At 72.7% G+C, this 23,422-nt stretch carries 22 protein-coding genes; 12 read left to right on the top strand and 10 right to left on the bottom strand.

The window, feature by feature from the left end:
* Entirely contained in the window at nucleotides 1-1,209 is a 1,209-nt protein-coding gene (gene xseA / locus ACZ67Q_RS09510) for an exodeoxyribonuclease VII large subunit (RefSeq protein WP_471178615.1), read from the bottom strand.
* Between the two features lie 58 nt (nucleotides 1,210-1,267).
* The gene (locus ACZ67Q_RS09505) at nucleotides 1,268-2,632 is read right to left on the bottom strand and encodes an APC family permease (RefSeq protein WP_471178612.1); all 1,365 of its coding nucleotides are present in this window, start codon (nucleotides 2,630-2,632) and stop codon (nucleotides 1,268-1,270) included.
* A gap of 65 nt (nucleotides 2,633-2,697) precedes the next feature.
* On the opposite strand from ACZ67Q_RS09505, the gene ACZ67Q_RS09500 reads away from it, so the two are divergent.
* Together ACZ67Q_RS09500 and ppgK are read left to right on the top strand one after the other, a co-directional pair.
* On the top strand, nucleotides 2,698-3,714 hold the full coding sequence (locus tag ACZ67Q_RS09500; RefSeq protein WP_471178609.1) for a 4-hydroxy-3-methylbut-2-enyl diphosphate reductase: 1,017 nt from the start codon (nucleotides 2,698-2,700) through the stop codon (nucleotides 3,712-3,714).
* Between the two features lie 77 nt (nucleotides 3,715-3,791).
* Nucleotides 3,792-4,538: a polyphosphate--glucose phosphotransferase gene (gene ppgK / locus ACZ67Q_RS09495; RefSeq protein WP_471178606.1), complete on the top strand. Its 747-nt coding sequence runs from the start codon at nucleotides 3,792-3,794 to the stop codon at nucleotides 4,536-4,538.
* 18 nt (nucleotides 4,539-4,556) lie between these two features.
* Here the strand turns inward: ppgK and ACZ67Q_RS09490 are convergent, their stop codons facing one another.
* Complete coding sequence (locus tag ACZ67Q_RS09490; protein WP_471178603.1) at nucleotides 4,557-5,189, bottom strand: DUF6542 domain-containing protein; 633 nt, start codon at nucleotides 5,187-5,189, stop codon at nucleotides 4,557-4,559.
* A 176-nt stretch (nucleotides 5,190-5,365) separates the two neighbouring features.
* Here ACZ67Q_RS09490 and ychF point away from each other — a divergent pair, with 176 nt between their 5' ends.
* Nucleotides 5,366-6,454, top strand: a complete 1,089-nt coding sequence (ychF, locus tag ACZ67Q_RS09485; RefSeq protein WP_361638842.1) for a redox-regulated ATPase YchF — start codon at nucleotides 5,366-5,368, stop codon at nucleotides 6,452-6,454.
* Between the two features lie 62 nt (nucleotides 6,455-6,516).
* Here ychF and ACZ67Q_RS09480 read toward each other — a convergent pair whose 3' ends face one another.
* Together ACZ67Q_RS09480 and ACZ67Q_RS09475 are read right to left on the bottom strand one after the other, a co-directional pair.
* On the bottom strand, nucleotides 6,517-7,098 hold the full coding sequence (locus ACZ67Q_RS09480) for a Uma2 family endonuclease (protein ID WP_471178599.1): 582 nt from the start codon (nucleotides 7,096-7,098) through the stop codon (nucleotides 6,517-6,519).
* A gap of 43 nt (nucleotides 7,099-7,141) precedes the next feature.
* Complete coding sequence (locus ACZ67Q_RS09475; protein ID WP_471178596.1) at nucleotides 7,142-8,068, bottom strand: LysR family transcriptional regulator; 927 nt, start codon at nucleotides 8,066-8,068, stop codon at nucleotides 7,142-7,144.
* A gap of 90 nt (nucleotides 8,069-8,158) precedes the next feature.
* On the opposite strand from ACZ67Q_RS09475, the gene ACZ67Q_RS09470 reads away from it, so the two are divergent.
* From ACZ67Q_RS09470 to ACZ67Q_RS09440, 7 genes are all read left to right on the top strand, one after another.
* Nucleotides 8,159-8,989, top strand: a complete 831-nt coding sequence (locus ACZ67Q_RS09470) for an oxidoreductase (protein WP_471178593.1) — start codon at nucleotides 8,159-8,161, stop codon at nucleotides 8,987-8,989.
* 543 nt (nucleotides 8,990-9,532) lie between these two features.
* Nucleotides 9,533-10,789, top strand: a complete 1,257-nt coding sequence (locus ACZ67Q_RS09465) for a DUF4190 domain-containing protein (RefSeq protein ID WP_471178591.1) — start codon at nucleotides 9,533-9,535, stop codon at nucleotides 10,787-10,789.
* Between the two features lie 183 nt (nucleotides 10,790-10,972).
* A complete protein-coding gene (locus ACZ67Q_RS09460) occupies nucleotides 10,973-11,725 on the top strand; it encodes a GntR family transcriptional regulator (protein WP_471178589.1) in 753 nt (250 codons plus the stop codon).
* A gap of 368 nt (nucleotides 11,726-12,093) precedes the next feature.
* Nucleotides 12,094-12,294: an SPOR domain-containing protein gene (locus ACZ67Q_RS09455; RefSeq protein WP_361638904.1), complete on the top strand. Its 201-nt coding sequence runs from the start codon at nucleotides 12,094-12,096 to the stop codon at nucleotides 12,292-12,294.
* An 87-nt stretch (nucleotides 12,295-12,381) separates the two neighbouring features.
* Nucleotides 12,382-12,792 (top strand): (deoxy)nucleoside triphosphate pyrophosphohydrolase, encoded by a 411-nt coding sequence (locus tag ACZ67Q_RS09450; RefSeq protein WP_471178585.1) that lies wholly within the window; start codon nucleotides 12,382-12,384, stop codon nucleotides 12,790-12,792.
* A gap of 217 nt (nucleotides 12,793-13,009) precedes the next feature.
* Entirely contained in the window at nucleotides 13,010-13,477 is a 468-nt protein-coding gene (locus ACZ67Q_RS09445; RefSeq protein WP_471178582.1) for an ATP-binding protein, read from the top strand.
* 264 nt (nucleotides 13,478-13,741) lie between these two features.
* Nucleotides 13,742-16,432: a SpoIIE family protein phosphatase gene (locus ACZ67Q_RS09440; RefSeq protein WP_471178579.1), complete on the top strand. Its 2,691-nt coding sequence runs from the start codon at nucleotides 13,742-13,744 to the stop codon at nucleotides 16,430-16,432.
* Between the two features lie 26 nt (nucleotides 16,433-16,458).
* Here ACZ67Q_RS09440 and ACZ67Q_RS09435 read toward each other — a convergent pair whose 3' ends face one another.
* A complete protein-coding gene (locus ACZ67Q_RS09435; RefSeq protein ID WP_471178577.1) occupies nucleotides 16,459-18,006 on the bottom strand; it encodes a hypothetical protein in 1,548 nt (515 codons plus the stop codon).
* 118 nt (nucleotides 18,007-18,124) lie between these two features.
* On the opposite strand from ACZ67Q_RS09435, the gene ACZ67Q_RS09430 reads away from it, so the two are divergent.
* Nucleotides 18,125-19,180 (top strand): glycoside hydrolase family 18 protein, encoded by a 1,056-nt coding sequence (locus ACZ67Q_RS09430; protein WP_471178960.1) that lies wholly within the window; start codon nucleotides 18,125-18,127, stop codon nucleotides 19,178-19,180.
* Nucleotides 19,181-19,197: 17 nt separating this feature from the next.
* Complete coding sequence (locus ACZ67Q_RS09425) at nucleotides 19,198-19,518, top strand: hypothetical protein (RefSeq protein WP_471178574.1); 321 nt, start codon at nucleotides 19,198-19,200, stop codon at nucleotides 19,516-19,518.
* On the opposite strand, the gene ACZ67Q_RS09420 is transcribed toward ACZ67Q_RS09425, so the two are convergent.
* Genes ACZ67Q_RS09420 through ACZ67Q_RS09405 form a run of 4 tightly spaced genes read right to left on the bottom strand, consistent with a single transcriptional unit; the run spans nucleotide 19,499 to nucleotide 23,372 of the window.
* The gene (locus tag ACZ67Q_RS09420) at nucleotides 19,499-20,269 is read right to left on the bottom strand and encodes a succinate dehydrogenase/fumarate reductase iron-sulfur subunit (protein WP_471178572.1); all 771 of its coding nucleotides are present in this window, start codon (nucleotides 20,267-20,269) and stop codon (nucleotides 19,499-19,501) included. The two genes, ACZ67Q_RS09425 and ACZ67Q_RS09420, sit on opposite strands and share 20 nt — an antisense overlap.
* Nucleotides 20,266-22,197, bottom strand: a complete 1,932-nt coding sequence (locus ACZ67Q_RS09415; protein ID WP_471178569.1) for a fumarate reductase/succinate dehydrogenase flavoprotein subunit — start codon at nucleotides 22,195-22,197, stop codon at nucleotides 20,266-20,268. Before ACZ67Q_RS09415 ends, ACZ67Q_RS09420 begins: the two co-directional genes overlap by 4 nt.
* A 39-nt stretch (nucleotides 22,198-22,236) precedes the next feature.
* Nucleotides 22,237-23,064: a hypothetical protein gene (locus ACZ67Q_RS09410; protein WP_471178566.1), complete on the bottom strand. Its 828-nt coding sequence runs from the start codon at nucleotides 23,062-23,064 to the stop codon at nucleotides 22,237-22,239.
* 20 nt (nucleotides 23,065-23,084) lie between these two features.
* Complete coding sequence (locus ACZ67Q_RS09405; protein WP_361638886.1) at nucleotides 23,085-23,372, bottom strand: hypothetical protein; 288 nt, start codon at nucleotides 23,370-23,372, stop codon at nucleotides 23,085-23,087.
* Nucleotides 23,373-23,422 lie beyond the last annotated feature (50 nt).

Below are 23,422 nucleotides of genomic sequence, written 5' to 3'. Positions count from 1 at the left end.
CTAAACGTCGACTCGGACAGTGAACTCACCCTCGGCCACCCGCGCCCGCAGCGGCTCCTCGGCCGCCACCTCGCCGGGATCGCGGACCACATGCCCGTCGGCCTTCTGCAGCACCGCGTACCCGCGCTTCAGCGTCGCCGCCGGGGACAGCGCCACCACGCGCGCGTGCGTGTGCGTCAGCTCGGAGTCCGCGCGGTCCAGCAGATGTCCGAGGCACCGCCGGGACCGCTCCACCAGGGACTCCACCTGGTCGGTCCGCTCGTCCAGCATCCGGTGCGGATCCTGTATCACCGGCCGGGCCAGCGCGTGCGCGAGCCCGCGCTCCTCCCGCTCGAGATACGCCTGCACACACCGCCGGGCCCGCCCCCGCAGCATCCGCACCCGCTCCAGCTCCTCGCCGACGTCCGGCACGACCTTCTTCGCGGCGTCCGTCGGAGTGGAAGCGCGCAGGTCGGCGACATGGTCCAGCAGCGGGTTGTCCGGCTCGTGCCCGATCGCCGACACCACCGGCGTCCGGCACGCCGCCACCGCGCGCACCAGCTGCTCGTCGGAGAACGGCAGCAGGTCCTCCACGCTGCCGCCGCCGCGTGCGACGATGATCACGTCGACCTCGTCGAGCGCGTCCAGCTCCTTCACGGCCTGCACGACCTGCGGCACCGCGTGCACACCCTGCACGGCGACGTTGCGGACCTCGAAGCGCACCTGCGGCCAGCGGTGCCGGGCGTTCTCCAGCACGTCCCGCTCGGCGGCCGACGCCCGGCCGCACACCAGCCCGATCAGCTGCGGCAGGAAAGGCAGCGGCTTCTTGCGCTCCGGCGCGAACAGCCCCTCGGCCGCCAGCGCCTTCTTCAGCTGCTCCAGCCTCGCCAGCAGCTCCCCGACGCCGACGGGCCGTATCTCGGCGGCCCGCAGGGACAGCTGCCCCCGCGGCGCGTACCACTCCGGCTTGGCCAGGACCACGACCCGGGCACCCTCACCGACGACGTCCGCGACGGTGTCGAACACCTGCCGGTAGCAGGTCACGCTGACCGAGATGTCGTACGACGGGTCGCGCAGCGTCAGGAACACCACGCCGGCGCCCGGGCGGCGCGACAGCTCTGTGATCTGCCCCTCGACCCACACCGCGCCGAGGCGGTCGATCCAGCCGCCGATCAGCCGGGACACCTCACCGACGGGGATCGGGGTTTCGGGGGACGTGGAGACAGCCATGCGGTCGAGAGTAACGGTCGGTACCGACAGCGGGGCCGAACAGCGAGGCGCCGCCCTGCTACAGCGGAGCCTTGGTCCTGCCTCGCTGACCCACCAGCACCAGCAGGCCGATCACCAGCCACACCGCACCCACCACCTGGGCCGTGCCCGAGGCCTCCACGATCACCGCGACCGTGATCGCCGCACCCACGACCGGCACCAGCACATGCCGCCACCAGCTCAGCTCGCCCCGCCGGCGCCCGAAGTACCCCACCACGCTCGCGTGCAGCAGCGTGAAGGCCGTCAGCGCGCCGATGTCGACCACCGACACCAGCTTGTCCAGCCCGTCGTCGCGCCGCGCCGCCCACCCCGCCGCGACCAGCGTGACCACCGCCGCGCACAGCAGCGCCACCCGCGGCACCCCGCCGTCCGTGCGGGACAGCGCCTTCGGCAGCCGCCGCTCCCGGCCCATCGCGAACAGCAGCCGCCCGGCCGCCGCCTGCCCGGCCAGCGCCGCGAACGCCGCCCCGACGGCCTTGCTCACGGCCACCAGGTCGTGCAGCCAGCCGCCCACGGAGGAGTCCACAGCGTCGTAGAACGCCGAGCCCTGCTTCACCGGATCGGCGGCCAGCTGCGCGGACGTCATCGGCTCCAGCAAGGCGACCAGATAGGTCTGCGCGACGAAGAGCACACCGGCCAGCGCCAGGCAGAACAGCAGCGCCCGCGCCACCTTCGCCGACCCGCCGGCGGTCTCCTCCGCGAACGTGGCGATCGCGTCGAAGCCCAGGTACGACAGCACCGCCACCGACACCGCCCCGACGACCGCCGACAGCGCGAACGCGCCCTGCGAGCCGTCCCCGGACAGCGGCGACAGCACGTCCCGCTGGGCGCCGTCCCGCGCGAGGACCACGACCGCCGCCACCATGAACACCAGCAGCACGACGATCTCCATCGCCAGCACGAGGAAGCCCACCAGGGCCGCCGTGCGCACCCCCCACAGGTTCAGCAGCGTCGTGACGACCACCGCGAGCGCCGTCCACACCCAGCGGGACACCTCGGGGACCAGGGAGTTCATCGCGATCCCGGAGAAGAGATAGGCCACCGCCGGGATGAGCACGTAGTCCAGCATCGCCATCCAGCCCGCGACGAACCCGGCGCCCTCGCCGAGCCCCACGCGCGCGTACGCGAACACCGACCCCGCCAGCGGGACGACCCGCACCATCTGCGCGTAGGAGAAGGCCGTGAACGCCATGGCGACCGTCGCCACCACGTACACCAGGGCCACCGCGCCGTGCGACTTGGCGTCCAGCGTGCCGAACACGCCGACGGGCGCCATGGGGGCGATGAAGAGCAGCCCGTAGACCACCAGGTCGCGAAAGCCCAGGCTGCGATGCAGCCGGTCGTGCGCGCCGGCCGGGGAAGCAGTCGTCTCCGTGTCGGACATGGAAACCAGTTTTCCCCCGGCGCCCGGGGCGACGCGATCTCTGTGCCGCCGAACGCACCCTTACGATGGGACGCATGACTGCTTCGCCTGGCCGCCGTGTCCTGCTCGCCGCCCCCCGGGGCTACTGCGCGGGCGTGGACCGCGCCGTGATCGCCGTCGAGAAGGCCCTGGAGCAGTACGGGGCCCCCGTCTACGTCCGGCACGAGATCGTCCACAACAAGTACGTCGTGCAGACCCTGGAGAAGAAGGGCGCGATCTTCGTCGAGCGCACGGAGGAGGTGCCGCCGGGCAACATCGTGATGTTCTCGGCGCACGGCGTGGCCCCGACCGTCCACGAGGAGGCCCGCCAGGGCCGGCTCGCCACCATCGACGCCACCTGCCCGCTGGTCACCAAGGTCCACAAGGAAGCCGTCCGGTTCGCCGACGAGGACTACGACATCCTCCTGATCGGCCACGAGGGCCACGAGGAGGTCATCGGCACGTCCGGCGAGGCCCCCGACCACATCCAGCTCGTCGACGGCCCCGGTGACGTCGACAAGGTCGAGGTCCGCGACCCCTCGAAGGTCGTCTGGCTGTCCCAGACCACGCTGTCCGTGGACGAGACCATGGAGACCGTCGACGCGCTGAAGACGAAGTTCCCCGGCCTGGTCTCCCCGCCCAGCGACGACATCTGCTACGCCACGCAGAACCGCCAGCAGGCCGTGAAGCAGATGGGTGCCGAGGCCGACCTCGTCATCGTCGTCGGCTCCCGCAACTCCTCCAACTCCAAGCGCCTGGTCGAGGTCGCCAAGCTGGCCGGCGCCCGCGCCGCCTACCTGGTGGACTTCGCCGACGAGATCGACGAGGCCTGGCTGGACGGCGTGAGCACGGTCGGCGTCACCTCCGGCGCGTCCGTGCCCGAGGTGCTGGTCGAGCAGGTGCTCGCCTGGCTCGCCGAGCGCGGCTTCGAGGACGTGGAGATCGTCAAGGCGGCCGAGGAGTCCATCACCTTCTCCCTGCCCAAGGAACTGCGCCGCGACCTGCGCGAGGAGGCGGCCGCCCTGGTCGCCGAGCGCGGCGGGAGCGGTACGGCCCAGGCGTGACCGCCGGATCCGCCCGGGACGCGACCGCCGGTCCGTCCGGGGACGTGACCGTCAGTGGTCCGTCGTAACGTGGAGCCATGCAGATCTTCGGCGTGGACATCGGCGGATCCGGGATCAAGGGTGCCCCTGTCGACCTGGACAGGGGCGACCTCGCACAGGAGCGCTTCAAGGTCCTGACCCCGCACCCGGCGACACCGGACGGCGTGGCCGACGGCGTGAGAGAGGTCGTCGACCACTTCGGCTGGAGCGGCCCGGTCGGCCTCACCTTCCCCGGCGTGGTGACGGGCGGAGCCCTGGTGCGTACGGCGGCCAACGTCGACCCGGGCTGGATCGACACCGACGCGCGCGCCCTGTTCGGCGAACGGCTCGGCGGCCTGCCGGTGACGGTGGTCAACGACGCGGACGCGGCGGGCCTGGCCGAGATGCGTTTCGGCGCCGGCAAGGACCGCCGGGGCACGGTGGTCGTGCTGACCTTCGGCACCGGCATCGGCAGCGCGGTCTTCACCGACGGCGCCCTGCTGGCCAACACCGAGCTGGGCCACCTGGAGCTGAAAGGCCACGACGCGGAGAAACGCGCCTCCAGCAAGGCCAAGGAGGACCACGACCTCTCGTGGGAGCAGTGGGCCCACCGCGTGCAGAAGTATCTGGCGCACGTGGAGATGCTGTTCTCGCCGGAGCTGTTCATCATCGGCGGCGGCGTCAGCCGCAAGTCCCACAAGTTCCTGCATTTGATCGAGGGCATCAGAGCCGACATCGTCCCCGCCCAGTTGCAGAACAACGCGGGCATCGTGGGTGCGGCGATGCGCGCGGCGGCCCGCAGCTAGGGCCTGTTCGGACAGGCTCTAGGGCTTCGTCCAGCCGTGCCCCGCGGCCTGCCGCCGACGGTGGTGGGCCAGGGCGAGGCGGCGGGTGACGGCGATGACGCCGGCGGTCAGGGTGCCGGCGTACAGCCAGCCGGCCTCGGTGGCCAGGGCGGTGACCAGGTTCATCAGCCGGCCGCCGAGCCCGTCGCCGCCGTCGACCAGGGGCACCAGCCCCGCGGCGAACGCGATCGGCACCACCACGGGCGCGGTCAGCAGATCCCCCTTGCGCACCCACACAGCGGTGAGCACGCACACCGGCAGGAAGAGCACGCCGTACGCCGTCGGCGCGGGCCCGAACAGCACCCGCAGCGCCAGACCGAGCACGATCATCACGGCCGAGCAGAACAGCCCGCTGCCGAGCCCGGTGAGCCGCGGGTTGGGCAGCCGCCCCGGCCGGGCGAGCGGGGGAGCGGGCCGCCGCACGCTGACCGCGCGGCGCTGAGCGGCCCCGGCGTCGGTCCGGCGCGCGCCGCCCGGAGCCGGCCGGCCCGGGCGTCCGCCGTCCGGGCCGGGCCTCCCACGCCGCGCCTGCGGTGGCAGCGGCGACGGCGCCGGCGACGGCGTGCGGCGGCGCGGTGCGGACTGGGCGTGGCGCGTCCTGTGCTGCTCCATTGGACCAACTTAGGTCGGTTCGCGCGCCCGCTCACACCTCGGACACGCCGTTCGGCGGAGCCCGGCCAGCCGTTCGAGACGACCTCCGGTCCCGGCGCGCTCACCCCGTAGACTGGTGGATCGGCCCCGCCAAGGGACCCGCCGCCCTCCACCCTCACGTAACGGGAAGTCGCAACGTGTCGCTCACGATCGGAATCGTCGGTCTGCCCAATGTCGGCAAGTCGACCCTGTTCAACGCCCTGACCAAGAACGACGTGCTGGCGGCCAACTACCCGTTCGCCACGATCGAGCCGAACGTCGGCGTGGTCGGCGTGCCCGACCCCCGCCTGGCGAAACTGGCCGAGATCTTCTCCTCGGAGCGGATCCTGCCCGCCACCGTCGACTTCGTCGACATCGCCGGCATCGTGCGGGGCGCGTCCGAGGGTGAGGGCCTGGGCAACAAGTTCCTCGCGAACATCCGTGAGTCCGACGCGATCTGCCAGGTCATCCGTGCCTTCAAGGACGAGAACGTCGTCCACGTCGACGGCAAGGTCTCGCCGAAGGACGACATCGAGACGATCAACACCGAGCTGATCCTCGCCGACCTGCAGACCATCGAGAAGGTCCTGCCCCGCCTCCAGAAGGAGTCGCGGATCAAGAAGGACATCGCGCCCAAGGTCAAGGCCGTCGAGGAGGCCAAGGAGATCCTGGAGAAGGGCGACACGCTGTTCTCCCAGGGCATCGTCCAGGGCACCGAGCGCGCGGAGCTCCTCCACGACCTGCACCTGCTGACGACGAAGCCCTTCCTCTACGTCTTCAACGTCGACGAGGACGAGCTGGTCGACGAGGACTTCAAGAACGAGCAGCGCGCCCTGGTCGCCCCCGCCGAGGCGATCTTCCTCAACGCCAAGCTGGAGGCCGACCTCGCCGAGCTGGACGAGGAGGAGGCGCTGGAGCTGCTGGAGTCCGTCGGCCAGCACGAGCCCGGCCTCGCCACGCTCGCCCGCGTCGGCTTCAACACCCTCGGCCTACAGACCTACCTGACGGCCGGCCCCAAGGAGTCCCGCGCCTGGACGATCAAGAAGGGCGCGACCGCCCCCGAGGCCGCCGGCGTGATCCACACCGACTTCCAGAAGGGCTTCATCAAGGCCGAGGTCATCTCCTTCGACGACCTGGTGGCGACCGGCTCGGTCGCCGAGGCCCGCGCGAAGGGCAAGGCCCGCATGGAGGGCAAGGACTACGTGATGCAGGACGGGGACGTGGTGGAGTTCCGCTTCAACGTCTGAGCACGCCGAAAGGGCCGGACTCCGCGGAGTCCGGCCCTTTCGTCTTCCCGTGCCGGCGACTGCTACTTGCTCCCCGCCGGGGTGAGCTTGTCGAGATCGAGACTGATCTCGAAGGGCACAGGCCGCGTCAGGCTGCCCCGGAAAATACCCGCGGGCGCGTAGACGCCGGTCGGCTCGTCGCGTTCGTAGACGTGGACGACGGGGGCGCCGTCCACGTCCTCGATGCACCAGTAGTGCGGGATGCCCGCCTCGGCGTACTTGCGGAGCTTGACCGTGCGGTCCCGGTGCGCGGACTCGGGCGAGACGACCTCGACGACGAGTCGCACCTCATCGGGTGTGAACCAGGTGCGGTCGCCGTCGTAGGCGGCCGTCGTCAAGAGCAGATCGGGTTCGGGCCGGTTCCGCTCGTCGAGCCTGATGGTCATCTCGCGGCCGACTTTGACGTCGCTGGGCGCCTGCTCCATGAGGGCGACGGTGAGCATGGTGACGAGGTGGCCGTGCCACCATCGCTGGGGCGACATCATGAAGACGAGGGCTCCGTCGATCAGCTCGGTGTGGCGGGGTGCCTCGGGGAGGCGATCCAGGTCCTCCGCGAACCAGCCTTCCTCGCGCGGCGGGCGCATCCAGTCGGGCAGTGCGGTCATGACTAAACCGTAGCGACTCGGCGAGGACCGGGCCACGAGATCGTCAACGGGCCGCGGTGTCCCCCGCCCGCGCCGCCTGCCGAGCCGCCCGGGCGTACGCGCGCACCAGTGGGCGGTCCGCGTCCGCTCGCCGCCACGCCAGCGCGTACCGGCTGGGAGACAGACCCCGCACCGGGCGGGTGGTCACGCCGCCCAAGGTGATCAGAGGGGCGTTGCCCGCCGCGACCAGGCAGATGCCGAGGCCGGCGACCAGGGCCTCGTAGGTCTCCTCGGTGCCGGCGATCTCCGCTCCGACGCGGGGCGGGCGGCCCGCGCGTTCGGGCAGGGCCAGCCAGTGGTCGCGCAGCGCGCCGGCGCTCGGCGGCAGGGCGAGGAACGGCTCGTCCGCAAGGTCCGCGAAGTCGATCTCGGTACGGCTCGTGAGCGGATGGGTGTCCGGGAGGGCGACCAGGCGGGGTTCCTCCGCGAGCACCGTCCAGTCGTAGCGGCTCTCGTCGGGCAGCGGCAGCCAGACGAAGGCCACGTCCGCCGTGCCGTCCGCGAGGCCCGCCGTCGGGTCCTCCCAGCCGACCTGCCGCAGCCGCAGGGTGACCTGCGGGTGGGCCGCGGTGAAGCGGGAGCGGATCGCCGGGAGCAAGCCCCCGCGGCCCGGACTGGTGCTCATGCCCACGACCAGCGTGCTGCGCTGCGCTGCCCTCGCCGCCTCCAGCGCGGCCGACCCCTCCTCCCACGCGGCCAGCACGTCCCGGGCGTGCGGCAGCAGGGCCTCGCCCGCCGGGGTCAGGGAGACCCGGTGATGGTCGCGCTGGAGGAGCTGCACACCCACCTGCCGCTCCAGCGCCCCGATCTGTTTGCTCAGCGCGGGCTGCGACACGTACAGCCGCTCGGCGGCACGCGTGAAGTGCAGTTCCTCGGCGACGGCCAGGAAGTAGCGCAGGTCCCGCACATGAACGTCCATGGTCATGCCCATCGGTTATCACCAGAGGTCTTGGACGTACAACTCCCCGCACGGGCAGGCTGGTTCCCGTCAGGACGACAACGGCGACCACGAGGTGGGGTCATGAACAAGGTGTGGCTGGTGACCGGGGCGAGCAGCGGCTTCGGACGGGCGATCACCGAGGCGGCGGTCGCGGCCGGCGATGTGGTGGTGGGCGCGGTGCGGCGGCCCGAGGTGCTGGACGACCTCGTCGCCGCGCACCCCGATCAGGTGGAGGCGCTGCGCCTGGACGTCACCGACACCTCGGCCGCCGGGGCGGCCGTGGGGGACGTCATCGCCCGGCACGGGCGGATCGACGTGCTGGTGAACAACGCGGGCCGCACCCATGTCGGCGCCTTCGAGGAGACCGGCGAGGACGAGCTGCGCGAACTGTTCGAGGTGCACGTCTTCGGGCCGGCGGCCCTCACCCGCGCGGTGCTGCCGCACATGCGCGAGCGGCGCTCGGGCGCGATCGTGCAGATGAGCAGCATGGGCGGGCAGATGTCGTTCGCCGGTTTCTCGGCGTACAGCGGAACGAAGTTCGCGCTGGAGGGCCTGTCGGAGGGGCTCGCCGACGAAGTACGGGACTTCGGCATCAAGGTGCTGATCGTGGAGCCGGGCGCCTTCCGCACCGCGCTGTTCGCCCAGGGCCGGGCCGGCGTCAGCGCCGACAGCGGGCTCTACCCGAAGGTGAGTGCGACACGCGAGCTGGTCGAGGGCGGCGACGGCACCCAGCCGGGCGACCCGGCCAAGGCGGCCGCGGTCATCCTGGAGGCGCTGAACGCCGAGGAGACCCCGCTGCGCCTGCCGCTCGGCGACGACGGCGTCGACGCGGTCCTCGCCCACCTCGACCAGGTCCGCACCGGCATCACCCCCTGGGAGAAGCGCTCCCGGGCGACGGCGTTCGAGGCGTAGCCGACGCACCCGCACACGCGGCGGAAGTGACGACGGCCGGCACCCGCGTACGGCGGCAAGGGGCCGGGGTGGGGGGTGTCCGCCCGCAGCGGCCGGCACCGGCACACGGCGCCGCCGTCGGAAACGGCCGGCCGGACCGAGGACGGACACCCCCCACCGCGGCCCCGCCCCACAACGAACCGCAGGCGCGACCGCAACCGACCACGCACCGCAACGGGCCATCGCAGGCACCAAAGGGGCGCGGGGAACGGCGCGACCAGCCACAACGCACCCGCACAGGCCGCCGCAGGCAACGGCGACAAGCCACAACGCACCCGCACAGGCCGCCGCAGGCAACGGCGACAAGCCACAACGCACCCGCACAGGCCGCCGCAGGCAACGGCGACCAGCCACAACGCACCCGCGGACAACAACGCACCGCGCGCCGCAGGCACAACGCACCGCGCGCCGCAGGCACCCGCACCCCCCGCCCCACCCGACACCGCCACATGCCAATATCCGTCTCACACCCGCTCGCACCGTCACAGCAGGAGCACGGCACCCGTGTCCATACCGCCCCCGCCCCCCGGCCCACAGCAACCCCCGTCCAACCCGGGGCCGTATCCGGCACCGGGCGGTTACCCGCAGCAGGACCCGTACTCGACACCGGCCGGCTACCCGCAGCAGGGTCCATACCCCGCACCGGCCGGCTACCCGTACCAGCCCTGGGGCCAGGGTTACACCCCGTTCAACCGCCCCGCTCCGGTCAACGGCGTAGCCATCGCCGCCCTCGTGCTCGGCGCGCTGTGCTTCCTGCCCGCGGTCGGTCTCGTCCTGGGCGTCGTCGCGCTGGTGCAGATCCGCAAGCGGGGCGAGCGGGGCAAGGGCCTGGCGATCGGCGGCGCGGCGCTGTCGACGATCGGGCTCGCCCTGTGGGTACTGGTCCTCGCCACCGGCGGCGTCGGCGAGTTCTGGCAGGGCATGAAGGACGGCGCCCGCGACAACGCGACCTTCTCGCTGCACAAGGGCCAGTGCTTCGACGAGCCCGGCGCGCTGGGCGGCGCCACCTACGACGTCGACGAGGTGCCCTGCGCGGGTCGCCACGACGGCGAGGTGTTCGGCACCTTCAACCTCCCGGCCGGCTCCGGCTACCCGGGCGAGCGCGCCGTCGACACCGCGGCGGAGGGCCGCTGCTACCCGCTCGCGCAGGCCTACGCCATGGACAGCTGGGCGTGGCCCGACGACGTGGACGTCTACTACTTCAGCCCCAGCAAGGACAGTTGGGCGCTCGGCGACCGCGAGGTGGCCTGCGTCTTCGGCAACACGGACGAGCGCGGCACGCTCACCGGCTCGCTGCGGGCCGACGCGACCACCCTCGACGCGGACCAGGTCGCCTTCCTGACGGCCGCCCAGGAGGCCGACAGAGCGCTGTCCGACGAGCCCGAGGACCTGGCCGAGGACGACCTCCAGGGCAACAAGGCTTGGGCCGGCGAGATGAAGAGCGCGCTGGCGGCGCAGATCTCCCAGCTGGAGTCCCACGCCTGGACGGCCGGCCACCGGCAGCAGGTCGCCGCCTACGTCGCGGAGCTCCGGACGGCCCGCGGACAGTGGGCGAAGGCCGAGAGCGCCGAGAACCCGGACACCTTCGACACGTGCTACGCCGCGGGCTTCAAGGCCGTGGACGGCGCCCCGGCGGTGGCCGTCCGCAAGGCCCTGAGGCTCGCCACGACGCCGCCCTCGGACGGGTACGGCGACTCCGGCGGGACGGGCGACTCCGGCGGGACCGGCGGCGCGGGGGGCGGTGGCGGACTCGATGTGTGATCCCGGCCGGAGCGGGGAGAAAGCGCCTGCGTGATGCCTGAGTAAGGCCTTGCGCTGGGCCCTGCCCGACGCCTCATCACGCCGCCTTTTCATCACTTCGAGTGATTCTCTGGCCTTTGCTTGCACGGCCCAACCCACGGTTGCCACGCTGTTGCTGTCTGTACAAGCTGATGGGAGCGGCCAGTGACATTCGGTGAGCAGCCGGCGTACCTGCGCGTCGCGGGTGATCTCCGCAAGAAGATCGTCGACGGCTCGCTGCCACCGCACACCCGGCTGCCCTCCCAGGCCCGCATCCGCGAGGAGTACGGCGTCTCCGACACGGTCGCGCTGGAGGCCCGCAAGGTCCTGATGGCCGAGGGGCTGGTCGAAGGCCGCTCCGGCTCCGGGACGTATGTGCGCGAGAGGCCGGTGCCGCGCCGTATCGCGCGCTCCGGCTTCCGGCCCGAAAGGGGCGCGACCCCGTTCCGGCAGGAGCAGTCGGACGCCGAGGCGCGCGGCACCTGGGAGTCCAGCAGCGAGCAGACGGAGGCGAGCCGGGCCGTGGCCGCGCGGCTGGACATCGAGCCGGGGGACCGTGTGATGCGCACGCGGTACCTGTTCCGCGAGTCCGGCGAGCCGATGATGCTGTCGACCTCATGGGAGCCGCTCGCCGTCACCGGCCGCACGCCCGTGATGCTGCCCGAGGAAGGGCCGCTCGGCGGGATGGGGGTGGTGGAGCGGATGCGGGCCATCGACGTCATCGTGGACAACGTCACCGAGGAGGTCGGCGCCCGCCCCGGCCTCGCCGAGGAACTGCAGGCGCTCGGCGGCGTGCCCGGCCATGTCGTCCTGGTCGTGCAGCGCACCTACTACGCCTCAGGACGCCCGGTGGAGACCGCCGACGTCGTCATCCCGGCCGACCGCTACCGGGTCGCGTACCACCTGCCGGTGAGGTAGCGCACACCCTTGCGTATGCGCCCCGGCTGTCCCGCCGGGGCCCGGTCTGCGCGGTCGGCGTGCTGCCGCCGGTGTCGGCGCGCGCCGTAGCGTTTCGGTCGTCTTCGCAGGTCGTCCACCTTGTGCTACGGCACGCCCGGCAACGCGTCGAGCGGGCGCGTCGTGCTGTGCGCACGGCGCATTCGTCCTCGTGCGCCCCTTCCGTACTGGCCGGTTGCCTACCTCTTCGTGAAAACCCGTGTTCGCTGCGTAAAGGTTGGGCGTAGGCTCGGGCATATGCGGATTGCGGTTTCCTTATCGGGCGGGGCCCGGTTCGCGCCGCGAACGGGGTGCGGACGAGCCGGGGTGGGAAGGAGCGGTGGGGCGCGATGAACGAGAGTACGATCTCCCTTCCCTGGCTCGTCATACGGCAGGACGACAACGGCAACCGCTACCGCGTGGGCCGGTACGCGACCCGGGCGGAGGCCCAGAGGATCGCCGACGGCCTCGACGCCAGCGGCCACAAGCAGCTCTACTGGGTCGAGCGGATCGGTCAGCACGCCCAGAGCGCCGACGGCACCCGGAACTGAGCCCGGCGCGAACGGCGCGCGGAACCGCCCCCGGTGTGGACGGCGCCCCGCAACCGGCCTCGGGCGCCCTGGCATAGGCTCCGGCGCATGACGGAACGGATCGTGGTCGTCGGCGCGGCCCTGCTCGACGGCGGCCGGCTGCTCGCCGCGCGCCGTAGTGCGCCCCCTGAGCTGGCGGGCCGCTGGGAGCTGCCCGGCGGCAAGGTGGAAAAGGGCGAGGCGCCCGAGGCGGCGCTGGTGCGTGAACTGCGCGAGGAACTGGGCGTCGACGTGGAGACGGTCAGTCGCGTGCCGGGGGAGTGGCCGCTCAGGGAGCCGTACGTGCTGCGGGTGTGGACGGCCCGTCTGCTGCCCGGTTCGCCCGCGCCGCACCCGCTTCAGGACCACGACGCGCTGCGTTGGCTCGGGCCGGGCGAGATCTGGGACGTCGACTGGCTGGACCAGGACGTCCCGGCGGTGCGGGCGACACTGTCCGCCCTGGACTCAGAAGTGCACTGACGGCAGTCACACCCCCACCGGCGCGCCCCCACCGGCTACCCCGGCCGATGCGCTTCGCCGTGCACGACCACCGACGCCCCCCGGCCGGGGCGCTCCCGTCGACGCCCCACCCGCGCACCCTCCTGGGCGCACCCCGGTGCCCCCCCCGAGCGCCTCTTACGCCGTTTGTGCCACAGTGCGCCTGCGCGGGCGGTACCGGCTGCCTGATATCGGGTATGTGCCCATTAACCCCACGAAACCGGACAGGGTGGGAGACCCGCTGGCCTGGGAAGTGATCGGCGTGATCGACACCGAAGGCGACTGCGCCGAGTGGACGTTCCCCGCTGAGCCGGGTGCCGTGCGCGCCGCCCGCTCCGTGGTGCGCGCGAGGCTGCACACCTGGGAGCTGGACAGCCTCGGCGACACCGCGGCCCTGCTGGTCAGCGAACTCGTCACCAACGCCCTCCGGCACGCCACCGGCCCGATCGGTGTCCGCCTGGTGCGGCTCACCGGGCGCGACGGCCAGGGTGTGCTGCGGGCCGAAGTCTCCGACCCGCTGCCCGACCCGCCCCGCGAGCGCACCCCCCACCCCGACGACGAGAGCGGCCGCGGGCTGCAACTGGTCGCATCGGCCTCCCGTCGCTGGGGCACCCGGCCCGGCGAGGGCGGCAAGACGGTGTGGTTCGAACTCGCGCTCCCCGGGTGAACGCCCGGCGGTCGCACGACGGGTCCCGGACCGGTGCGGCCGACACCGGGGCCGTACTGGCCGCGACCGATGCCCGACTGCGGGATTCGATGACCTGCCGCCCGGTTAGAAGACTGGAAGTGTTGTCGCAGGACGGACCAAAAAGGACCTGGACCGTGCTGTGATCGTGAACACCGTGTCGTGCGGCGCCGTAGTGCTGGATACTGCGGGCAGCCGCTGCCGGTGACCGATGCCGGGCGCGGTGAGCTGGAGGGGACGGTTCGCGTGAGCGAGATACCAGCGAAGGCCACGGAGTCCGAGGACCCGTCGGACGGCGCGAGGGCGACAGCCGCGGGCGCGCTCGCCTCCGATACGGAGCGGACCGGTGACACGCTGTGGCAGAGCAGCCCGCCCGGCTCGATCTACGACTACATCAAGGTCGCTTCCTTCTCCATCGGCGCCGACGGCCTCGTCGACCAGTGGAGTTTGCGCGCCGAGCAGATCTTCGGCATCCCCGCCGAGCGCGCCGTCGGCATGGACCCCATCGAGGCGTTCGTCGACCCCGACCTGCGCGACCGGGGCCAGCGCAAGATGGCCGAGATCCTCGACGGCCGCGAGTGGACCGGCGTGGTCCCCTTCCGCGTGCCCCGCACCGAGGACGACGTGCCCCGCACCGAGGACGACGTGCCCCGTACCGGTGACCGCGCCGACGGCGGCTCACCGCGCACCGGGGACGGCGGACGCGGAGCCGACGGGCTCGCCGAGGTGTACGTCATGCCGACGCGCACCAAGGAAGGGGAGAAGGCCGCCGTCTGCATCGTCGTGGACGTGCGCACCCTGCGCAGCATCGAGACCGACCTCGCCGCCTCGCAGGCCATATTCGGCCAATCTCCGTTCGGCTTTCTGCTCATCGACACCGAGCTGAAGGTGCGCCGCGCCAATCAGCGGTTCGCGTCCATCTTCGGCGGCACCCCCGACGACCATCGCGGCAAGGGGGTGCACGACTATCTGCCCCGGCCGGAGGCGGAGCGGGTCACCGCGACGCTGCGCCGGGTCCTGCAGACCGGCGACTCCATCACGGACATGCACGTCACCGGCTATGTGCCAGGATCCGACGAGCGCCGCCACTGGTCCGTCAACCTCTATCGCGTGCACAGCGGTTCCGGCCGGCCCATCGGCGTCGCCTGGCTGGGCACCGACATCACCGCCCGCCGCGCCGCCGCCCGCGAGGCCGCCGCCGCGCGGCGCAACCTCGCCCTCCTCAACGAGGCGGGCGCCCGCATCGGCAACTCCCTGGACCTGGAGACCACCGCCCGCGAACTCCTCGACGTCGTCGTCCCCGGCTTCTGCGACCTCGCCACCGTCGACCTCTACCAGGGCCTGCTGGCCGGCGACGAGACCCCGCCCGGCCTCGCCGACGGCAGCGCGGAGATGCGCCGCGTCGCCTACGCCAGCGCCGTCGCCGACACACCGTTCCTGGACGGCTCCGGCGAGAGCGTCGCGGTCGGCGCGGTCCACCACTACCCGTTCAACTCGGCCTGCGCGGAAGCCCTGCGCACCGCCCGCCCGCAGCGGGTGCCGGGCGAGGAGGGCGGCCTGGTGCAGTCCGTGCTCGCCGTGCCGATGGTCGCCCACGACACCGTCGTAGGACTCGCGCTGTTCGCGCGGACCAAGGGCAGTGAGCCGTTCGGGGACCGGGACCGGGATCTCGCCGTGGAACTGGCGGCGCGGGCGGCGGTCTGTATCGACAACGCCCGCCTGTACCGGCGTGAGCACGAGCGGGCGTTGATACTGCAACGGTCCCTGCTGCCGCCCGGCGACCCGGTGGCCTCAGGGCTGGACATCGCCTGCCGCTATCTGCCCGGCAACGCCTCCACCGGGCGGCCCAGCGAGGTCGGCGGCGACTGGTTCGACGTCATCGAACTGCCCGGCCACCGCACGGCGTTGGTGGTCGGCGACGTGATGGGGCGCGGGCTGCGCGCCGCCGTCGCCATGGGTGAACTCCGCACCGCCGTGCGCACGCTGGCCCTGCTCGACCTCGAACCCGCAGAGGTCCTCTCCGCGTTGGACGAGATCGCCCGTGGCCTCGGCACCCCCGGCGGCGTCCAGCAGGCCACCCGGGCCGCCCGGCGCCCGCGCGAGGCGGATCTGTCCGAGGTGTACCTCGCGACCTGCGTGTACGCCGTCTACGACTCCGTCACCCGCCGCTGCACCTTCGCCAACGCCGGGCATCTGCCGCCGGTGCTGGTCGAACCCGGCGAGCCGGCGCTGATGCTCGACGTGCCGCCCGGGATGCCGCTCGGCGTCGGAGGGGAGCCGTTCGAGGAGGTCGAGGTCGAGCTGCCCGAGGGCGCGCTGCTCGCGCTGTACACCGACGGGCTCGTCGAGTCCCGTGACCACCCCCTGGACGAGGGCCTGCAGGCGTTCGTCGGCGCGCTGACCGACCCGGCGCGGCCCCTGGAGGACGTCTGCGACCAGGTCCTCAACACCCTCGACACCCATCACGGCGAGGACGACATCGCCCTGCTGATGGCCCGCGTCCAGGGCCTGCCCGCCGAGTCCGTCGGCGACTGGACCCTGCCGCGCGAGCCGCGCAGCGTGGGCCGGGCCCGCGAGTACGCGCGCTCCCAGCTGCTCGCCTGGGACCTGGAGCCGCTGGTCGACACCACCGAACTGCTGGTCAGCGAGCTGGTCACCAACGCGCTGAGATACGGCGAGGGCGAGATCCGGCTCCGGCTGCTGCTGGACCGCACCCTGGTCTGCGAGGTCTGGGACTCCGGCCTGGTCCAGCCGCGCCGCCGCCGCGCCCGCGACACCGACGAGGGTGGCCGCGGCCTGCAACTCGTCGGTCTGCTCTCCGCGTCGTGGGGCTCGCGCCGCACCCCGCGCGGCAAGACGGTCTGGTTCGAACTGGCTCTCCCGGACGGCGAGTCGGGCCCGGTGGATCCCGCGGAGGCCTTGCTCAGCCTGTTCTGAGGCCGGGCCTTCGGCCCGCAGCGACGCTAGCCGGCGCCCTCGAGGCGGCGTCGCGTCGCGGGCCCGCCGTAGGCCAGGGGTTCCGGTTCCGGCGGCGGGCCGTGCACGCGGACGTCCTGTTCGGCGTGGTCGCGGGCCGCGGCCGCCAGCGTGCCGGCGGCCACCAGATCGGGCAGGGTGTCCGATGCCAGGGCTCGTGTCGCCGCCGCCAGCCGGGTGCGCGCCTCGGCGCCCACCACGCTCCGGTGGGCGGCGACGAAACCGTCCGCAGCGGCCACCGCGCTGCTCGCCGTCAGCCGTGCGGCGGCCCTCAGCACCCCTGCCCGGCCGGTGGCCACCGGAGCCAGCGCCCGCACGATCCGCCGCAGCTCCGCCGACGGGTCGTAGGGCCGTCCACCGGTCAGCTCCATGCGCACGGAGGCCAGCACGGCGTCCGCGTGCGCGATGCGGGAGCGCAGCTCCCCGGGCGGCACATCCGCCGGGGTGGTGCGGCGAGCCGCCGCCAGTTCCGCCTCCGCGCCGGTCAGGGCCGCCGGGAGCATCTGCCGGGCCGCCGTCAGCTCACGGGCCAGCCGGTCCACCGCGGTGACGAAGACCTCCGCCTGCGCCACGGCCCCCTCACCGGAGCGCAGCCGCGCAGCCGCGCGGTCGCTCTCGCCACGGTCGGCGGCCTGCCGGGCCTCGTTGAGCCGGGTGGTGGCCGTCACGAGGCGGTCCTTGGCCAGCTCGACATAGCCGGTGACCGCCTCGAGCGCGCCGGCCGCGAACGTCCCGTGCAGGTCGGTGAGCGTGGCCTGTGCCTGCCCCGTCCGGGCGGCCAGGGTCCGGAAACGGGCCTCCGCGACCGCGAGCGCGTTGCCCCGGCCGGTGTCCACCGTGCGCAGTTCGTCGAAGGCGGCCGCGGTCGCGTCCAGGACGCGCCCCGCCTCCGCGCACCGGCCGACGATTCCGGCGAGTGTGTGCCGCCGCGCCGGTTCGTCCTCCAGGGGCAGGCCCTCGTCGTCCCGCTGCCGCAGCGCGAACGCCGCCGCCAGCTCGCCCTCCGCCTCGCGCAGCGCCCGTGTGAACGGCTCCAGACGCGGTGCGTCGTACAGCTCCCGCGCGAAGTCCAGCTCCTCCCGGCTGGTGCGCACACAGTCGTCGGCCTCGACCAGCGCCGCCCTTGCCTGCCGGTCGAGGTCGCCGGGGGTCGGTGTGTAGGGGTGGGGCGGCAGGACGCCGGAGGAGGCGGCCGGGGGCGTGGGCCGGGCGAGGGCCGCGGGCGTCGCGGGAGGGCGGGAGCGCCGGGTGCGGCGGACGTAGACGTAGCCGGCGAGCAGGGCGGCCGCCCCCACGGCGGCCACCGGAAGGACGAGATCCGTCGGGGACGTCTCGTCCTCGCGCGGCTGCGCCGCCGCCGTGCTCGCGGCCGGTGCGGGGCGGGTGATCGCAACCGGCGGCTCGGTGACCGTCGTCATCCCCGGCAACAGCAGCCACACCACGCCCGTCGCGCCGCCCAGCAGCGCGTGCGCCACCCGCACGGATATGTGCGACGTGGCGTGCCGCGGGCGGCCCCTGGGCGAGGATGACGTCACGTTTCGGAGCGTATGGCCCGGTATGCCGGGTGGCGAGCCGGGCGCGTCCGGTGGGGCGGACGGACGAGGGAGGGGTACGGCGATGGAACAGCCGCAGCGCACGGAGGAGCCGGAGGAGATGCCCCGGGAGGGCGGCGAGCCGGAGCCGGCCGCTCCCCGCCCCGCGCGACGCCGGTGGCGCCCGGCCCGGCGCATCGCCCTCGCCGTCGTGCTGCTCCTGCTGCTGCCGGTGCTCGCCACGCAGGTCGCCCTGCGCGTGAACTACACCGGCGATCTCGCCGACGGCACCCGTACCCGCGACCGGGACGCCCTGTGGCTCGGGCACGCCTGGGTCGACGGCCGCAAGAAGGACGCCGACGTCACGGCCCTCGGCCGCCGGCTCTCCGGCACCGGTGTCCGCGACCTGTATGTGCACGCCGGCCCGCTGGAGCACGACGGAACGCTGCCCGCGTCCGCGTACCCGAGGGCGCGGTGGCTGGTCGCGGCCGTGCACCGGGAGGCGCCGGGGGTGCGGGTGCAGGCCTGGCTCGGTGACGTGCTGGCCACGGAGGAGCCGGAGGGGCTGCGCCTGGAGCGGGCCGCGACCCGGGCGGCGGTCGTCGGCTCCACCCGCGCGATCCTCGACGCGGGCTTCGACGGCGCCCACTTCGACCTGGAGCCGCTGCACTCCGGCGACCGCGACTACCTCGGCCTCCTCGACGCCCTGCACCGCGAGACGACCGCGCGCGGGGCGCTGCTGTCCGTTGCCGCCCACCAGATCGACCCGCTGCCGGGGCTGCACTCCGTCTTCGGCGCGGTCACCGGCCACCCCAAGTACTGGTCGCAGGAGTTCTTCGGCCGAGTCGCGCGCCGCGTCGACCAGATCGCCGTCATGTCGTACGACACGATGCAGCAGTGGCAGAGCACCTACGGCGGTTACGTCGCCCAGCAGACCGCCCTCGCCCTGGAGGTCACCCCGGCCTCCACCGACCTGCTGATGGGCCTGCCCTTCTACCACGAGAACCGCTTCGGCCACCGCGGCGCGGCGGAGACGGTCCCCGCGGCCGTGCGCGGCGTCCGGCTCGGCCTGTCCCGCACGGACGCGGACCGTGCCGCGTTCGGCGTCGCCCTGTACGTGGACTTCGCGGCGACGGAGGCGGACTGGGAGGCGTACCGTACCGGCTGGGTTCGCTGAACGAAGGGGTGGGGGAGATGGGTTACTCGCTGGTGGCGGCCCTGTGCGCCACGGCGGTGCTCGCCGCGCTCGGTGCGGTGACGCTGACGACGGGACGGGTGGCGCCCTGGGCACGGGGCAGGGTCGTCCGCCCGGCGCTGTGGGGCACCGGGGCACTGGTCTTCGCCGCCGGCATCGCGACGGGCCTGTCGACGCAGTTCTTCGACGTGTCCCTCGGCCTGGGCGACGCCCTGGCGGCGGCCGCGTTCGCGCAGATCGTCGTCGGCGGCCTGCTCCAGCACCGCGCCCAGCACCCCGGCCGTACCTCCGCGGGACCCGCTACGGAGTCCGCCTCCTGATCTTCGACCCCAGCCACACCAGCGGGTCGTACTTGCGGTCCACCGCCCGCTCCTTCAGCGGGATCAGGGCGTTGTCCGTGATCTTGATGCCCTCGGGGCAGACCTCCGTGCAGCACTTGGTGATGTTGCAGTAGCCGAGGCCGTGCTCGTCCTGGGCCGTGCGTTTGCGGTCCAGGCCGGTCTCGGCGGCCGCGTCCAGGGGGTGCATGTCGAGTTCGGCGATGCGCATCAGGAAGCGCGGGCCGGCGAACGCCGTCTTGTTCTCCTCGTGGTCGCGCACGACATGGCAGGTGTCCTGGCACAGGAAGCACTCGATGCACTTGCGGAACTCCTGCGAGCGGTCCACGTCCTCCTGCATCATCCGGTACTCACCGGGGCCCAGGCCGGGCGGCGGGACGAAGGCCGGGACCTCGCGGGCCTTGGCGTAGTTGAAGCCGACGTCCGTCACCAGGTCCCGGATCACCGGGAAGGTACGCAGGGGCGTGACGGTGATCGTCTCCTCCTGGCCGAACACCGACATCCGGGTCATGCACATCAGCCGGGGCCGGCCGTTGATCTCCGCCGAGCACGAACCGCACTTGCCGGCCTTGCAGTTCCAGCGCACCGCGAGGTCGGGCGCCTGCGTGGCCTGGAGCCGGTGGATGATGTCGAGGACGACCTCGCCCTCGTTGACCTCGACGGTGAAGTCCTTGAGGCCACCGCCTTCCGCGTCCCCCCGCCACACCTTGAACCGTGCCTGGTAGCCGCTCATTCGTACAGCTCCTCTTCGGCGAGGTACTTGACCAGCTCCTCCTTCTCGAACAGGGCGAGCAGGTCGGGGCGGATGGGGTCGGTGGTCTCACGGGCCAGGGTGATCTGGCCGCGGGCGGGGTCCGACGCCGCGAGGCCGCCGGTGGGATCGGTGAGCCGGCACAGCAGGTTCACCCGGCGCCAGGGGCGGTCCATCGACGGGAAGTCCTCCCGGGTGTGGCCGCCGCGCGACTCCGTGCGCTCCAGCGCAGCCCGGGCCACGCACTCGCTGACCAGCAGCATGTTCCGCAGGTCCAGTGCGAGGTGCCAGCCCGGGTTGAACTGCCGGTGGCCCTCCACCCCGGCCCGGCGGGCCCGCACCCGCAGCTCGCCGAGCTTGCGCAGGGCCTGTTCCATCTCGCCCTCGCGGCGGATGATGCCGACCAGGTCGTTCATGGTCTGCTGGAGTTCCTGGTGGAGGGTGTAGGGGTTCTCCGGCGGCCCCTGCTCGCCCTCCGTCTCCGCGGAGAACGGCCGCAGCGCCTCCGCCGCCGCCGTGTTGACCTGGGCGTCGTCGACCGCCGGCCGCTCGTACGTGAGCGCCCCCGCGTACTCGGCTGCGTGCAGACCCGCGCGGCGGCCGAACACCAGCAGGTCGGAGAGGGAGTTGCCGCCGAGCCGGTTCGAGCCGTGCATGCCGCCGGCCACCTCACCGGCCGCGTACAGCCCGGGCACCCCGCGCGCGGCGGCCGTGTCGGAGTCGACGGCGATACCGCCCATGACGTAGTGACAGGTCGGGCCGACCTCCATCGCCTCCGCGGTGATGTCGACGTCGGCCAGCTCCTTGAACTGGTGGTACATCGACGGCAGCCGCCGCTTGACGACCTCCGCCGGCATCCGCGTCGACACGTCCAGGAAGACCCCGCCGTGCGGGGAGCCCCGGCCGGCCTTCACCTCGGAGTTGATCGCGCGGGCCACCTCGTCGCGGGGCAGCAGCTCGGGAGGGCGCCGGTTGTGGTCCGGGTCGTCGTACCAGCGGTCGGCCTCCTCCTCCGTCTCGGCGTACTTCTCCTTGAAGACGTCCGGGATGTAGTCGAACATGAACCGGTTGCCCTCGGAGTTGCGCAGCACCCCGCCGTCGCCGCGCACCGACTCGGTGACGAGGATGCCCTTCACCGACGGCGGCCAGACCATGCCGGTCGGGTGGAACTGCACGAACTCCATGTTCAGCAGAGGCGCGCCCGCGAGCAGGGCGAGGGCGTGGCCGTCGCCGGTGTACTCCCACGAGTTCGACGTGACCTTGAACGACTTGCCGATGCCGCCGGTGGCGATCACGACGGCCGGAGCCTCCAGCACGAAGAAGCGCCCGCTCTCGCGTTCGTAGCCGAAGACGCCGCTGATCCGGTCACCGTCCTTGAGGACCCTCGTGACCGTGCACTCCTGGAAGACCTTCAGCCGCGACTCGTAGTCGCCGGTCTCCCGGTGGTCCTGCTGCTGGAGCGCCACGATCTTCTGCTGGAGGGTGCGGATCAGCTCCAGACCGGTGCGGTCGCCCACGTGCGCCAGACGCGGGTACTCGTGGCCGCCGAAGTTGCGCTGCGAGATCCGGCCGTCCTTCGTCCGGTCGAACAGCGCTCCCCACGTCTCCAGCTCCCAGACGCGGTCCGGCGCCTCCCTGGCGTGCAGCTCGGCCATGCGCCACTGGTTGAGGAACTTCCCGCCGCGCATCGTGTCGCGGAAGTGGACCTGCCAGCTGTCGTGCTCGTTGGCGTTGGCCATCGCCGCGGCGATGCCGCCCTCCGCCATCACGGTGTGCGCCTTGCCGAAGAGCGACTTGCAGATCACCGCCGTACGGGCGCCCCGCTCGCGCGCCTCGATCGCGGCCCGCAGCCCGGCGCCGCCGGCACCGACCACGACGACGTCCCACTCCTGCCGGTCGACCACGGACATCGGTCAGTCCTCACTTGAGTCGCTGGAAGACTTGAGTCACTAGAAGAAGCGCGGATCGTCGAAGACCCCGGACGCGAGGAGGTACACGTAGAAGTCGGCGAGGGCCACGCTCAGCAGGGACGCCCAGGCGAGCTGCATGTGCCGGGCGTTGAGCCGGCCGACGAACCGCCACATGCCGTAGCGCACGGGATGCTTCGAGAAGTGCTTGAGCTTTCCGCCGACGATGTGCCGGCAGGAGTGGCAGGACAGGGTGTACGCCCAGATCAGCACGATGTTGGCGAGGAACACCAGGGTGCCGAGACCCATGTGTCCCCAGCGGTAGTGCTCGTCGCGGAAGGCGAGCACGGTGTCGTACGTCAGCACGCCCGCGACCAGCAGCGCCGCGTAGAAGAAGTAGCGGTGGACGTTCTGCAGGATGAGCGGGAAGCGGGTCTCGCCGGTGTACTTCGCGTGCGGCTCGGGCACCGCGCAGGCCGGCGGGGACGCCCAGAAGCCGCGGTAGTACGCCTTGCGGTAGTAGTAGCAGGTCAGCCGGAAACCCAGCGGGAAGATCAGGATGATGATCGCCGGCGAGATGCCCCACCAGCTGCCGAAGAGATCGGCGTTGGGCCCGGCGTGCATCGTGCGGCAGTTCTGCGCCAGGCACGGCGAGTAGAACGGCGAGACGTAGGGCGCCGCGTAGTAGTGGGCGCCTGCGAAGGCCCGCCAGGTCGAGTAGACGACGAAGGCGAGCAGACCGGCCGCGGTGGCGGCGGGGGCCAGCCACCAGCGGTCGGTGCGCAGATGCGCGGCGGAGATCGCGGCGCGGCTCGTCGACCGGACGCCGCCGCCGCTGCTGCCCGGACGGGGTTCCGTACCAGTGGCCACCGTTTACGGCTCCTGTCCGGTCAGGGGGCGTGCCGGTCGCGGGCGCCGAGGCCCTCGTCGTCGGAGTCGGTCCACAGGGACCCGTCGTAGGGGGTGTCGGGGATGCTGACCACCTCCGGCCGGGCGGCCTGGGCGGGGGTGATCGCCGAGCGCAGCAGCGAGACGCTCTCGCGCAGATGGTCGGCGTCCATCCGGGCCCGGCGCATCTCCAGGCTGCCGCTGCCGAGCTGCTTCTCCAGGCGCCCGAGCGACCGGTAGAGGTCGTCGAGGCTGCGCTGGACGGATGTGAGTTCGTCGTGGACGGACATGACTTGCCCTCGCTTCCGGGGGGTCTTCCAGGCCCTGGGCGGCAACGTTC

Source organism: Streptomyces sp. NPDC036813, assembly GCF_055609245.1.
Note: the sequence above shows the minus strand (reverse complement) of the source record. Positions and strands in the feature narration are given on the sequence as shown.